Consider the following 13,450-nt stretch of genomic DNA (forward strand, 5'->3'; position numbering starts at 1 on the left):
AGTACGGCGGTCGACCGTCCCCGGAGCGGGCTGAAGCGACTTACCCTGGACGGGTGCCAAAGACGAAAAAGGCGAAGCCCGACAAATCGACCAAGGGTTCTTCGCAGGCGAAGGCCTCCGCGTCCAAGAAGTCCCCGACGAAGTCCCCGAAGAAGGCCACCGTGTCCGACGAGAAGGGGCTCGACTTCGCTCGGGCATGGGTGGAGTTTCCGGATCCCGCCGACGACGAGCAGGTCTTCCGGTGCGATCTGACATGGCTGACCTCTCGCTGGAACTGCATCTTCGGAAGCGGCTGTCAGGGCATCCAGGCCGGTCGCGCCGACGACGGCTGCTGCACGCTCGGGGCCCACTTCTCCGACGAGGACGACGAGAAGCGGGTGGCCGGGCACGTGGCACGGCTCACGCCGGACATCTGGCAGCACCATGACGTGGGGCTGAAGACCGGCTGGGTCTCCGAGGACGAGGACGGCGACCGCCAGACCCGCCCCTACCAGGGCTCGTGCATCTTCCAGAACCGGCCCGGCTTCGCCGGCGGCGCGGGCTGCTCGCTGCACATCCTGGCGCTCAAGGAGGGGCGCGAACCCCTGGAGACCAAGCCGGACGTCTGCTGGCAGCTGCCCGTGCGCCGGACGTACGAGTGGATCGACCGGCCCGACGACACGCGTGTGCTCCAGGTCTCCATCGGCGAGTACGACCGCCGGGGCTGGGGTCCGGGCGGCCACGACCTGCACTGGTGGTGCACGTCGGCGACCTCGGCACACGGCGCGGGCGACCCGGTGTACGTCTCGTACCGCCCGGAACTGATCGAGCTGATGGGCAAGGCGGGGTACGACCGGCTGGTCGAGCTCTGCGAGGAGCGGCTGGCCTCGCAGCTGCCGTTGCTGGCGCCGCATCCCGCGGATCCGGTCGCCTGAGACCCCCCGGTCCATCGTCTTCCCGCCCCTTCCCGCCCCGCGAGCTTCACGAGGACGGGCTCGGGGCGGAGCTGTCGCTGGGCGGCTGCGTCGAACCGCCGGGGTTCGACGGGTCCGGCGAAGGTGGCGGGGGCGACGGGTCCGTGGGCGTCGGCTGGGGGTCGCCGGGCGTCGGTGGCGGGTCCGAGGCGGGCGGGGTCGGGCCGGGGGCGGACGGGGTGGGTCGGCCGGGCGTCGGGCCGGAGCTGCCCGGGGCGGACGGACCCGCTGTTCCGTACCCCCCGATCGTGACCACCGCTCCCGCCGGTGCGATCGCCACCCGCGCGCCCCAGGGGCCCACCGGCTCGCGAAGATGGTCGACGTACACCTTGATCGTGAACGTTTCTCCTGGGGCCAGCGTTCCCGACGACTGGCTGAAGTAGAGCCAGGACGCCCCCGTTTCGGCGGACCAGTGGACCGGTGAGTTCCCGGAGGCGGCGAGCGTGACGAGGGTCGTGTCGCCGCTGCCCGAGGCCCGGACCGCGAGGTGGCCGGCGCCGCTTCCCGCACTGGGGGCGCTGATGACCTCCACGGAGACGTCGGGCGAGCGGTTCCCCTTGGCGAAACGGGCGCCGGGCCTGGCGCCGGCGTTGCCGGCGTTCTCGTAGCCGCCCGCCTCCTCGCCGGTGATGCCGTCGGGCGCGTGCGCCTCGCTCGCGGTGATCGAGCGGCCGTCGGCCCCCTCGCCGGTGAGGGGCGCGCCGCGGTAGGCCGCCCAGAGGGCGAGAACGGGCGCGGCGACGACGGTGGCGACGACGGTCGTCGTGACGGCACGCGCGCGAAGGCGGTCCCTGCGGGCGGCGTGGTCCTTGGGGTCCACGGGAAAGCCGCGCCGGTCGAAGCGCGGAGCGGCGCCTCGCGCGCGCGGGACGTGTGCCATCGCGATGTGCAGGGCCGCGCGCGGGGCCTCGAGGACGGGGAGCGCGGCGGGCGTGACGCTGGTGCCGGGCCAGGCGCCGGGCGCGGCGCGCTCGGCGGTACGGCGACAGCGCGGACAGTCGTCGACGTGCCGGACCAGTTCCCGGCGCAGGGTGGTGCTCAGGACGAGCTGGTTGTCGCCGGTGAGACGGGCGACGCTCGGACAGGTGCCGGTCTCCACGACGGCGAGGGCGGCGCGGGTGCGTTCGACCTCGCAGGCAGCGGTGGCGAGCAGTTCGCGCGCCTTGACGAGGTCCAGGCCGAGGACGGCGGCGACCTCGGCGGCGGCGAGCTGGTGGCGCACGGCGAGTTCGAGCGCCTCGCGCTGCTCGGGGGTGGTGCCGGCCGCCTCCGGCCAGGCCAGCAGGGCGAGTTCGTGCCGGCGCCGGTCCTGCGCCTCCTCGGAGACGGAGGCGCTCAGCGCCTCGGCCGCACTCCGGTCGTCTTTGTGCCCCTTGAAGAGGGCCTTGTGGCCCTTGGCGGGTGTACCCCGACCGGAGGCGTGGGCCGCCTGGCGCCTGCGCCGGGCCTCGGTGAGCTTGCGCAGACAGGACCAGCGGGCGAGGGCGTACAGCCAGGCCCTGCGGTCGTCCGCGGACGCCGGGCCGCGCTGGCCACGGCGCTCGGCCAGCGCGAGGGCGTCCCCGAGGGCGGCGGTGGCCTCGTCGTGGTCGCACAGCACGGACAGGCAGTAGGTGAAAAGGCCGTCCAAGTAGGGCTCGTACCGCGCGGGAGGGCGCTGAGCCAGGGTGCGGGTGTGCGCGCCACGGGGCGCGGTCACCCGCTTATGTGCGTCTCCGTGCGCCCGGTGTGCGCCGGTGGTGTGCGTGGAGGTCTCCGGACTGCTGCTCATCACCCGTGCGACCGTAGGTGCCCCAGGGTGGCCCCTTCTTCCCCCTTGAGCACATTTAATCCGTACGGGTGAAACGATCCCTCAAAAGGGGACAGGAGCCTCCGATTCCGTGGCCCACACCGTCACAGGCGGCAACGGCAGACCATGGCAGATGCCCCGCCGAGCGGGCCCGCCCGTGCTGTCAGTCCTCTCGGCTACGGTTCCGTCATGGCTGCCCGTACGAAAACCGCGAAGGACCGGCCGTCCTACCGCTGCACCGAGTGCGGATGGCAGACGGCCAAGTGGCTCGGCCGCTGCCCCGAGTGCCAGGCGTGGGGCACGGTCGAGGAGTACGGCGCGCCCGCGGTCCGTACGACGGCACCGGGCCGCGTCACCACCTCCGCGGTGCCGATCGGGCAGGTCGACGGCCGCCAGGCCACGGCCCGCTCCACCGGCGTGCCCGAGTTGGACCGCGTCCTCGGCGGCGGTCTCGTGCCCGGCGCGGTCGTCCTGATCGCGGGCGAGCCCGGTGTGGGCAAGTCCACGCTCCTCCTGGACGTGGCGGCGAAGGCGGCGAGCGACGAGCACCGCACGCTGTACGTGACGGGTGAGGAGTCGGCCAGCCAGGTCCGTCTGCGCGCCGACCGCATCAAGGCGATCGACGACCACCTGTACCTGGCGGCGGAGACCGACCTGGCCGCCGTGCTCGGCCACTTGGACGCCGTGAAGCCCTCGCTTCTCATCCTGGACTCGGTCCAGACCGTCGCCTCTCCGGAGATCGACGGGGCGCCCGGCGGCATGGCCCAGGTGCGGGAGGTCGCCGGGGCGCTCATCCGTGCCTCCAAGGAGCGCGGCATGTCCACGCTCCTTGTGGGCCATGTCACCAAGGACGGCGCGATCGCGGGCCCCCGCCTGCTCGAACACCTCGTGGACGTCGTCCTGAGCTTCGAGGGCGACCGCCACGCGCGCCTGCGTCTCGTCCGGGGGGTCAAGAACCGGTACGGGACGACGGACGAGGTCGGCTGCTTCGAGCTGCACGACGAGGGCATCACGGGCCTCGCGGACCCCTCCGGCCTCTTCCTCACCCGCCGTGCCGAGCCCGTCCCCGGCACCTGTCTGACGGTCACCCTGGAGGGCCGCCGCCCGCTGGTGGCCGAGGTGCAGGCCCTCACCGTCGACTCCCAGATCCCCTCCCCCCGTCGTACGACGTCCGGTCTGGAGACCTCCCGGGTGTCGATGATGCTGGCGGTCCTGGAGCAGCGGGGCCGGATCAGCGCCCTCGGGAAGCGGGACATCTACTCGGCGACGGTGGGCGGCGTGAAGCTCTCCGAGCCCGCCGCGGACCTCGCCATCGCCCTCGCGCTCGCGTCGGCGGCGAGTGACACCCCGCTCCCCAAGAACCTCGTGGCGATCGGCGAAGTAGGGCTCGCGGGCGAGGTCAGACGGGTCACGGGAGTGCAGCGGCGGCTCGCCGAAGCCCACCGTCTGGGCTTCACGCACGCCCTCGTTCCGAGCGATCCGGGCAAGATCCCTGCCGGTATGAAGGTCCTGGAAGTCGCCGACATGGGCGAGGCGCTGCGGGTCCTCCCACGCTCCCGTCGCAGAGAGGCCCCACGGGACGAGGAGCAGCGCCGGTAGACTTTGCCCTGGTCTCGCCCGTCCGTACGAACCCTGGACGAATCTTGGGCGACCGGAAACCCGCGACCGGAGGAGTGCAGTGGCAGCCAACGACCGGGCAGCAGCTCCCGGAAAGTCCGGTGGGAGCTCCGGTGCCGATGGCCTGATGCGCGCCTCATTGAGCGCCGTGGCACCTGGCACGGCCCTGCGCGACGGGCTCGAGCGAATCCTCCGTGGCAACACCGGCGGACTCATCGTGCTCGGCTGGGACAAGACCGTCGAGTCGATGTGCACGGGCGGCTTCGTCCTGGACGTCGACTTCACGGCGACCCGGTTGCGCGAGCTGTGCAAGCTCGACGGCGGCATCGTCGTCGACAAGGACATCACCAAGATCCTGCGGGCGGGCGTCCAGCTCGTGCCCGACCCGACGATCCCGACGGAGGAGACCGGCACCCGGCATCGCACGGCGGACCGGGTGAGCAAGCAGGTCGGCTTCCCCGTCGTCTCGGTCTCCCAGTCGATGCGTCTGATCGCGCTGTACGTCGACGGTCAGCGCCGCGTCCTGGAGGACTCCGCCGCGATCCTCTCCCGCGCCAACCAGGCCCTCGCGACCCTGGAGCGCTACAAGCTCCGCCTCGACGAGGTCGCGGGCACGCTCTCCGCGCTGGAGATCGAGGACCTGGTCACCGTCCGGGACGTGTCGGCGGTGGCGCAGCGCCTGGAGATGGTGCGGCGCATCGCCACGGAGATCGCCGAGTACGTGGTGGAGTTGGGCACGGACGGGCGTCTGCTCGCCCTCCAGCTGGACGAGTTGATCGCGGGCGTGGAGCCCGAGCGGGAGCTGGTGGTCCGGGACTACGTGCCGGAGCCGACCGCGAAGCGCTCCCGCACGGTCGACGAGGCCCTCTCCGACCTGAACGCCCTGGCCCACTCCGAGCTGCTCGAACTGCCCACGGTGGCCAGAGCCTTGGGCTACACCGGCTCCCCCGAGGCGCTCGACTCCGCGGTCTCCCCGCGCGGCTTCCGCCTCCTCGCCAAGGTTCCGCGTCTGCCCGGCGCGATCATCGACCGCCTCGTGGAGCACTTCGGCGGTCTGCAGAAGCTCCTCGCCGCGAGCGTCGACGACCTTCAGGCGGTCGACGGGGTGGGCGAGGCGCGGGCGCGCAGCGTCCGTGAGGGGCTGTCGCGACTGGCGGAGTCGTCGATCCTGGAGCGCTACGTCTGACGCGCTACCGCTGACGGGGCCGGGCGCGCTTCAACCCGCCCCCGCGCTCAGTCCTGGGACAGCACGAACGACGTCGTCGCCTTCGCCAGGCCCGGTGCCTTCGCCTCCACCAGGTAGGTGCCCGCGGTCGCGGAACCCGCCGGGGGTGTCGCGCACTGGGCGGCGCTGGCCGTACGGTCCCAGTCGACCGTGTAGGTCACCTGGTCGCCGGCCGGAACGCGGAAGAAGAGACTGGCGGCGTCCTTGGGGCAGTCGCTCGAGGACCAGAAGCTCTTGTCGCCACCGGCCTGAGTGATCGTCAGTACCGCGCTCTTCGGGCCGAGATCCACCTTGCAGTCACTGGCGGAGGAGTTCTTCGCGATCAGCTCGATCGAAGGCTTGTCACCGGGGGCGTACGTGTTGTGCACGCTGCGCAGGGTCAACTTGACGGTGCTCGCGGTGCAGTTGGGGAGGGTGGAGCCGGCCGGTACCTGATCCCCGGAGCTGGTGCCACCGCTGGAACCGCCTGCCGAGCCACCACCGCCCGCGCTGCCTGTCCCGCCGGAGCCGTCCCCGTCCCCGCCACTGCCACTGCCACTGCCGCTTGCCGTGCCGGTACTCGCGCCGGGGCTGGACTCGTCGCGGCCGCCCGGGTGTTGGCTGATCGCGGGTCCGGAACCGGAGGGGCCCGGGGTGATCGTCTGCACGGGGTTCTTCCCGTTGGATCCGTCCGCGTTCTTCTTGCCGCCTCCGCCGCCGCTGCTGACGACCCAGACGATCAGCAGCGCCAACAGCGCTACCAGGGACAGCAGAACGGCCCTCCGACGCCAGTAGATCGTGGAGGGAAGTGGCCCGACCGGATTGCGCATAGATCCCACGGCGCAAACTGTACGAGAGATCCACGCCGGCGCTCGCCCCACCCGCCGCCCTGAGCGCCAACTTTTCCGGATCATCATCCCGGCACACCACCCGAGTTACCCCCACACCGCCCTTTCCCGTCCTCTGGGGGCTGCTGGGCCCGGACCTCCGGCCGACCAGAGCGCCCCTTCAGGGGCGCGGGGAACTGCGCGACCAGCCCCCACCGCCCCGCAGACAAAGGAACCCGCGTGGGACCGGGGGCACAGTCCCAGACGGGGCCGGGGGGCGCAGCCCCACGGGGCCCACGGGGGCGGGATGCGGCCGGTCAGGGGGTGGGCGTGAAAAGCCACTCCGCGCCTCGGAGGAAACCGCGTAGCCCCACCCCCGCATGGCAGGATCGGAACCGCCATGACTGCACCCACCAAGCCCACACCCAGCCCCCAGCCCGACGCCGTCGGCAAGACCCTGCACGAACCGGTGATCACCTGGTTCGACGAGCACGCCCGTGACCTCCCCTGGCGCCGCCCCGACGCCGGCCCCTGGGGCGTGATGGTCAGTGAGTTCATGTTGCAGCAGACCCCGGTCAGCCGTGTCCTGCCCGTGTACGAGCAGTGGGTCGCCCGCTGGCCCCGCCCCGCCGACCTGGCCAAGGAGACACCGGGCGAAGCCGTCCGCGCCTGGGGCCGGCTCGGCTACCCCCGCCGCGCGCTCCGGCTGCACGGCGCCGCGGTCGCCATAACGGAACGGCACGGCGGCGACGTACCCACGGAGCACGCTCAGCTGCTCGCGCTGCCCGGTATCGGGGAGTACACGGCCGCCGCCGTCGCCTCGTTCGCTTACGGGCAGCGGCATGCCGTGCTGGACACCAATGTCCGAAGGGTGTTCGCACGAGCCGTCAGCGGCGTGCAGTATCCGCCGAACGCCACCACCGCCGCCGAGCGCAAGCTCGCCCGTGCCCTCCTGCCCGAGAACGAGAGCACCGCCTCCCACTGGGCCGCCGCCTCCATGGAGCTCGGCGCACTGATCTGCACGGCGAAGAACGAGGCCTGCCAGCGCTGTCCGATCGCCGCGCAGTGCGCCTGGCGGCTGGCGGGCAAGCCGGCGCACGACGGCCCGCCGCGGCGCGGCCAGACGTACGCGGGCACGGACCGCCAGGTGCGCGGCAAACTCCTCGCCGTACTGAGGGAGGCCGTAGAGGGTCCGGTCCCGCAGTCCGTACTCGATCGCGTGTGGGACGAGCCCGTGCAGCGGGCCCGCGCCCTCGACGGACTCGTCGCCGACGGACTCGTCGAGCCGCTCCCGGGTGGTTTGTATCGGCTGCCCTTGACCTAGTCACCGCCCCCAGGACACCGGTCACACCCGCAAAACCACCCCAACCGGGACTTGTAACCACACCGCCTTACCCACCTCATACATCCGTTACACAACCGACGTACAGCCGAGCGCTCACCGAAGGCTGCCTCGGACAACCCCGTGACAACGCCTCCGTAGCTTCATTTCCGTACCGCACACAGCAGAACGACAGCGGGACACAGGAAACGGACAACCGGCAGCAGGCGCGAGCCAGGCACGTCGGAAACGGGGATGGAGGCGGTTGATCATGGCGCACGGCGAGGTGCTCGAATTCGAGGAGTACGTCCGCACTCGGCAGGACGCGCTGCTGCGCAGTGCCCGTCGCCTGGTCCCCGACCCCGTCGACGCCCAGGACCTCCTGCAGACCGCGCTCGTACGGACGTACGGCCGCTGGGACGGCATCGCGGACAAGCGGCTCGCGGACGCCTATCTGCGCCGCGTGATGATCAACACGCGGACCGAGTGGTGGCGGGCGCGGAAACTCGAAGAGGTACCCACCGAGCAGCTCCCGGACGCCTGCGTCGACGACTCGACCGAGCAGCACGCGGACCGCGCGCTCCTTATGGACATCATGAAGGTTCTCGCTCCCAAGCAACGCAGCGTCGTGGTGCTGCGACACTGGGAGCAGATGTCCACGGAGGAGACGGCCGCCGCCCTCGGCATGTCGGCCGGAACGGTCAAGAGCACGCTGCACCGGGCACTCGCCCGGCTCCGCGAGGAGCTGGAGAGCCGCGACCTGGACGCACGCGCGCTCGAACGTGAGGAGCGGGAGCGTTGCGCGGCCTAGGAACTCGGGCCAGGCAGGTCCTGAAGGCGGGGAGCGTGGTGACGGCCGCGCTCGCCGCCCTCGGCCTTTTCCTGACCGCCTGCGCCACGGGTGGCACGGGCGCCCGCGACGAGGGCCCGGCGAGCAGTGAGGCGGTGGCGAAGGGGGCGGCCCCGAGCCCCGCGCCCTCCGCCTCCCCGTCCAAGACGCCCAAGCGCGTGGACGCGGTCAAGCTCGTCAAGGACGACCCGGAGGTCAGCGACTCGGTCAAGAACGCGCTGACGAAACCGTGCGTCGCCGACGAGTACCCGGTCGACGTGTCGTACGGGGATCTGACCGGAGGAACCACGGACGACGTCGTGGTCAACGTCATGACCTGCGGGGATGCCGTGGGGATCGGCTCGTACGTCTACCGCGAGGAAAGCGGCAGGTACGAGAATGTCTTCAAGACCGAGGAGCCGCCGGTCTACGCGGAGATCGACCGGGGCGACCTGGTGATCACCCAGCAGTTGTACAAGAAGGGCGACCCGGTGGAGTACCCCTCCAGTGAAGAAGTGATCACCTACGGGTGGACCGCGACCCACTTCACCGAGAGGTCCCGGACGCACAACGACTACAGCAACGCGGTGGGCGGCGTGGACACACCCGCTCCCGCGAACTGAGCGCAGACGGAGCAGCCGGATGGCAGAACAGACCCACGTCCTGTTCGTCGAGGACGACGACGTCATCCGCGAGGCCACGCAGCTCGCTCTCGAGCGCGACGGCTTCGCGGTGACGGCCATGCCCGACGGGCTGTCGGGCCTGGAGGCGTTCCGCGCCGACCGTCCCGACATCGCCCTGCTGGACGTGATGGTCCCCGGACTCGACGGCGTCTCGCTGTGCCGCCGCATCCGTGACGAGTCCACCGTCCCCGTGATCATGCTGTCCGCGCGCGCCGACTCGATCGACGTCGTGCTGGGCCTGGAGGCGGGCGCCGACGACTACGTGACCAAGCCCTTCGACGGGGCCGTGCTGGTCGCCCGGATCCGCGCCGTGCTGCGCCGTTTCGGACACGCGAGCGGTTCGAACGGAGCCCCCGAAGAGGCCTCGTCCGTCGACGGCGGGATGCTCTCCTTCGGCGACCTGGAGATCGACACCGAGGGCATGGAAGTCCACAAGGGCGGTACGCCGGTGGCCCTGACGCCCACCGAGATGCGGCTGCTGCTGGAGTTCTCCTCCGCGCCGGGTACGGTGCTGAGCCGCGACAAGCTGCTCGAACGCGTGTGGGACTACGGCTGGGGCGGGGACACCCGAGTCGTCGACGTCCACGTACAGCGGCTGCGGACGAAGATCGGCCAGGACCGGATCGAGACGGTCCGCGGCTTCGGCTACAAGTTGAAGGCCTGAGCAGGGACATGCGGGGGATATTTCGGCGCCGGACTCCGGCGGGCGGCAACGGCCCGACCGGTCCCAACAGACCGGCCGGCGGGGGCGACAGGGGCAACGGGTACGGCCCGGCCGACGGGTACGGCCCGGCCGACGGGTACGGCTCGGTGACGGGGAACAGTCCGGTGATCGGGAGCAGCGCGGTGACCGGGAGCAGTCGGACCGGCCGGGGCACACCCGTCGGCCGGGGCCCATCTGCCGGGCGGGTCGCATCCGTCGGTCGGAGCCCGTCTGCCGGCCGTGGCGTGCCTGTGGGCATGCGCATGGCGGCCGCCGCCGGGAACTCCGGCATTCGCACGGGCATCCGGTGGAAACTCAGCGCGGCGATCGCCATGGTCGGCGCGCTGGTCGCGGTCGCGCTCAGCCTCGTCGTGCACAACGCGGCGCGCGTCTCGATGCTCGACAACTCGCGCGACCTGGCGGACGAGCGCATCACGGTCGCCGAGCGCATGTACGAGTCCGGGCGGACCCAGGCCTTCGGGGTCAAGGTCGACGACCCGGCCATCCCGAAGGACCTGCTGGCGAAGGTCATGCAGGGCCGGCGGGCCACCTTCGTGGCCGACCGTCCGAACGGGGTCCCGGACATCTGGGCGGCCGTACCCCTCAAGGACGGCCGCGTCCTCTCGCTCCACACCGGTTTCACGGACCGCAACACCGACGTCATGAAGGACCTCGACCAGGCGCTGATCATCGGCTCGATCGCGGTCGTCTTCGGCGGCAGCGCGCTCGGCGTGCTGATCGGCGGCCAGCTCTCGCGCCGGCTGCGCAAGGCCGCCGCCGCGGCGAACCAGGTCGCCAAGGGTGAGACCGACGTACGGGTCCGGGAAGCGATCGGCGGGGTCGTACGGGACGAGACCGACGACCTCGCGCGTGCGGTGGACGCCATGGCGGACGCGCTCCAACAGCGCATCGAGGCCGAGCGCCGGGTGACCGCCGACATCGCCCACGAACTGCGCACGCCGGTGACCGGCCTGCTGACGGCCGCGGAACTCCTTCCCCCCGGCCGCCCCACGGAGCTCGTCCGCGACCGCGCCCAGGCCATGCGGACCCTGGTCGAGGACGTCCTCGAAGTGGCACGGCTGGACGGCGCCTCCGAGCGGGCCGAACTCCAGGACATCCTGCTCGGCGAGTTCGTGTCGCGGCGCGTGGCCGCCAAGGACGCCGACGTCGACGTACGCGTGATCCACGAGTCGGAGGTCACGACGGATCCCCGTCGCCTGGAGCGCGTGCTGTTCAACCTGCTGGCCAACGCGGCACGGCACGGCAAGCCGCCGATCGAGGTCTCGGTCGAGGGCCGGGTCATCCGGGTCCGCGACCACGGTCCCGGCTTCCCCGAGGAGCTCCTCGCCGAGGGCCCCAGCCGCTTCCGTACCGGCAGCAGCGACCGCTCGGGCCACGGTCACGGCCTCGGCCTCACCATCGCGGCCGGTCAGGCCCGGGTGCTCGGCGCGCGGCTGACCTTCCGAAACGTCCGGCCCGCGGGGGCCCCCGAGCACGTGCCCGCGGAGGGCGCGGTCGCGGTGCTGTGGCTGCCGGAGCACGCGCCGACGAACACCGGCAGCTATCCGATGCTGCCGACCTGATGCGGGTGAGCGAGTACCGGTTGCCGTTGCCCTTGCCGTAGGCCGGGCCCGGCTCGGCCAGTCCCCGGCCCCGCCGATTCGTTCGGCTGCGGGCCGGTGGGGGCTGGGCGCGCAGTTTCCCGCGCCCCTCAAAAGCCTCGACTCGACCGGCGCTTCGAGAACAAGGCCAAAGTCCGACCCGCACCCTTCAACCCGTCCGGCACTCGGCCCGTCCGGCGATCGAGGACGTCGCACCGGGCGCGTACAGGAGAAGACCCCCGGGGCGGACACTCCGGGGGTCTTCGGATCAAGCGGGGTCGGATCGGGCGAGGTCGGATCGGGCCAGGTCAGACGGTCTCGGCGACGGTCGGCTTCGGCGCCGAGTCGCTCACCGCGCCCTCCGGCTCCGACACCCCCGCACCCGCCCCCCGCAGCGGAACCTCCTTCACGAACACCGCGGCCACCAGCGCCCCCACCGACACCACCGCACCCAGCAGGAACGCGGAGTGCGTTCCGGAGGACACCGCGTACTGGTACGCCTCCCGCGCCGCGGCCGGCAGCTTGGCCAGGCTCGCCGCGTCCAGCTGCGCCGACTGCTCGGTGACCTTGGACCCCAGCGCCCCGGCCCGCTCGGTCATCACGTCCTGAACCCGCTGATTGAACAGCGCACCCATGATCGCGACGCCGAAGGACGAGCCGAGCGTACGGAAGAGGGTGGTGGACGAGGACGCGACGCCCATGTCCTTCATCTCGACGCTGTTCTGCGCGACCAGCATGGTGATCTGCATCAGGCAGCCCATGCCGAGGCCGAGCACGGCCATGTACAGCCCGGACGTGAACCGGGTCGTACCGGTGTCCATCTGAGAGAGCAGGAACAGGCCGACCGCCATGAGCACGCCGCCGACGATCGGGAAGGCCTTGTAGCGCCCGGTGCCGGTGGTGACCCGGCCGGCGACCATCGAGGTCACCAGCATCGCGCCGAGCATCGGCAGCAGGAGCAGCCCGGAGTTCGTCGCGGACGCGCCCTGCACGGACTGCTGGTACAGCGGCAGGAAGAGCGTGGCGCCGAACATCACGAAGCCGGTGATGAAGCCGATGATCGACATCAGCGTGAAGTTGCGGCTGCGGAAGATGTGCAGCGGCATGATCGGCGCGGCGGCCTTGGTCTGCACGAAGACGAAGCCGACCAGCGCGGCGACACCGATGCCGATGAGCTCCATGATCCTGGCCGAGCCCCAGGCGTACTCGCTGCCGCCCCAGGTGGTGACCAGCACGATGGACGAGATACCCAGGGCCAGCAGTCCGGCGCCGAGATAGTCGATCTTCGCCTGGACGCGCTTCTTCGGCAGGTGCAGTACGGCGCTGATGGCGAGGAGCGCGACGATGCCGAGCGGCAGGTTGATGTAGAAGGACCAGCGCCAGCCCCAGTGGTCGGTGATGGTGCCGCCGATGAGCGGTCCGCCGATCATGGCGAGCGCCATGATGCCGGCCATCATGCCCTGGTACTTTCCGCGCTCCCGCGGCGGAATCAGGTCACCGATGATCGCCATGACGCCGACCATCAGACCACCGGCGCCCAGACCCTGAACGGCACGGAAGCCGATGAGCTGCCCCATGTCCTGGGCCATACCGCTGAGCGCGGAGCCGGCCAGGAAGATCACGATCGAGGTCATGAAGGCGCCCTTGCGCCCGTACATGTCGCCGAGCTTGCCCCAGATGGGGGTGGAGGCGGCGGTCGCGAGGGTGTACGCGGTGACGACCCATGACAGGTGCTGGAGGCCGCCCAGCTCGCCCACGATCGTCGGCATGGCCGTGCCCACGATCATGTTGTCGAGCATTGCCAGCATCATTGTGATCATGAGCGCGAGCAGCACGACGCGTACGCTGCGCGGTTGTTTCTCGGTCTCTATGACCGCTTCCTTGTTGTCCGCCACGGTTCCACTCCCCTGGGTACTTACTTGC

The 13,450-nt window shown here is 71.3% G+C and carries 11 protein-coding genes; 8 read left to right on the forward strand and 3 right to left on the reverse strand.

All coding sequences use genetic code 11. The features are described from left to right. Positions 1 to 53: 53 nt before the first annotated feature. Entirely contained in the window at positions 54 to 914 is an 861-nt protein-coding gene (locus tag SMIR_RS15930) for a DUF3109 family protein (RefSeq protein WP_168494287.1), read from the forward strand. Positions 915 to 960: 46 nt separating this feature from the next. Here SMIR_RS15930 and SMIR_RS15935 read toward each other — a convergent pair whose 3' ends face one another. After that, a complete protein-coding gene (locus tag SMIR_RS15935; RefSeq protein WP_168494285.1) occupies positions 961 to 2,727 on the reverse strand; it encodes a BACON domain-containing protein in 1,767 nt (588 codons plus the stop codon). 204 nt (positions 2,728 to 2,931) lie between these two features. On the opposite strand from SMIR_RS15935, the gene radA reads away from it, so the two are divergent. Both radA and disA read left to right on the forward strand, forming a co-directional pair. Next, positions 2,932 to 4,341 carry a DNA repair protein RadA gene (gene radA, locus SMIR_RS15940; RefSeq protein ID WP_168494283.1) on the forward strand — a complete coding sequence of 470 codons (1,410 nt, stop codon included), beginning with the start codon at positions 2,932 to 2,934 and terminating at the stop codon, positions 4,339 to 4,341. 79 nt (positions 4,342 to 4,420) lie between these two features. After that, complete coding sequence (disA, locus tag SMIR_RS15945) at positions 4,421 to 5,545, forward strand: DNA integrity scanning diadenylate cyclase DisA (RefSeq protein ID WP_054228678.1); 1,125 nt, start codon at positions 4,421 to 4,423, stop codon at positions 5,543 to 5,545. A 47-nt stretch (positions 5,546 to 5,592) separates the two neighbouring features. Here disA and SMIR_RS15950 read toward each other — a convergent pair whose 3' ends face one another. Continuing rightward, a complete protein-coding gene (locus tag SMIR_RS15950; protein WP_168494281.1) occupies positions 5,593 to 6,402 on the reverse strand; it encodes a hypothetical protein in 810 nt (269 codons plus the stop codon). Positions 6,403 to 6,790: 388 nt separating this feature from the next. Here SMIR_RS15950 and SMIR_RS15955 point away from each other — a divergent pair, with 388 nt between their 5' ends. The 5 genes from SMIR_RS15955 (at position 6,791) to cseC (ending at position 11,509) form a co-directional block, all read left to right on the forward strand. After that, entirely contained in the window at positions 6,791 to 7,714 is a 924-nt protein-coding gene (locus SMIR_RS15955) for an HhH-GPD family protein (protein ID WP_168494279.1), read from the forward strand. 268 nt (positions 7,715 to 7,982) lie between these two features. Then, a complete protein-coding gene (locus tag SMIR_RS15960; RefSeq protein WP_060898668.1) occupies positions 7,983 to 8,522 on the forward strand; it encodes a SigE family RNA polymerase sigma factor in 540 nt (179 codons plus the stop codon). Beyond that, positions 8,510 to 9,163 carry a hypothetical protein gene (locus SMIR_RS15965; RefSeq protein WP_422664434.1) on the forward strand — a complete coding sequence of 218 codons (654 nt, stop codon included), beginning with the start codon at positions 8,510 to 8,512 and terminating at the stop codon, positions 9,161 to 9,163. The genes SMIR_RS15960 and SMIR_RS15965 overlap by 13 nt, the downstream gene beginning before the upstream one ends. Positions 9,164 to 9,182: 19 nt before the next feature. After that, the gene (gene cseB / locus SMIR_RS15970) at positions 9,183 to 9,887 is read left to right on the forward strand and encodes a two-component system response regulator CseB (protein WP_168494275.1); all 705 of its coding nucleotides are present in this window, start codon (positions 9,183 to 9,185) and stop codon (positions 9,885 to 9,887) included. A gap of 296 nt (positions 9,888 to 10,183) precedes the next feature. Beyond that, a complete protein-coding gene (gene cseC, locus SMIR_RS15975; RefSeq protein WP_095853280.1) occupies positions 10,184 to 11,509 on the forward strand; it encodes a two-component system sensor histidine kinase CseC in 1,326 nt (441 codons plus the stop codon). Positions 11,510 to 11,835: 326 nt separating this feature from the next. Here cseC and SMIR_RS15980 read toward each other — a convergent pair whose 3' ends face one another. Next, the gene (locus SMIR_RS15980) at positions 11,836 to 13,422 is read right to left on the reverse strand and encodes an MDR family MFS transporter (protein WP_248003058.1); all 1,587 of its coding nucleotides are present in this window, start codon (positions 13,420 to 13,422) and stop codon (positions 11,836 to 11,838) included. Positions 13,423 to 13,450 lie beyond the last annotated feature (28 nt).

Origin of the sequence: Streptomyces mirabilis (assembly GCF_018310535.1) — a bacterium.
In the GTDB taxonomy this organism is placed as follows: domain Bacteria; phylum Actinomycetota; class Actinomycetes; order Streptomycetales; family Streptomycetaceae; genus Streptomyces.

Excerpts from the sequence above, each read along its gene's own strand:
- radA (WP_168494283.1), top strand. The coding sequence starts at position 2,932 with ATGGCTGCCCGTACGAAAACCGCGAAGGACCGGCCGTCCTACCGCTGC.
- SMIR_RS15955 (WP_168494279.1), top strand. The coding sequence starts at position 6,791 with ATGACTGCACCCACCAAGCCCACACCCAGCCCCCAGCCCGACGCCGTC.
- SMIR_RS15960 (WP_060898668.1), top strand. The coding sequence starts at position 7,983 with ATGGCGCACGGCGAGGTGCTCGAATTCGAGGAGTACGTCCGCACTCGG.
- cseB (WP_168494275.1), top strand. The coding sequence starts at position 9,183 with ATGGCAGAACAGACCCACGTCCTGTTCGTCGAGGACGACGACGTCATC.
- cseC (WP_095853280.1), top strand. The coding sequence starts at position 10,184 with ATGCGCATGGCGGCCGCCGCCGGGAACTCCGGCATTCGCACGGGCATC.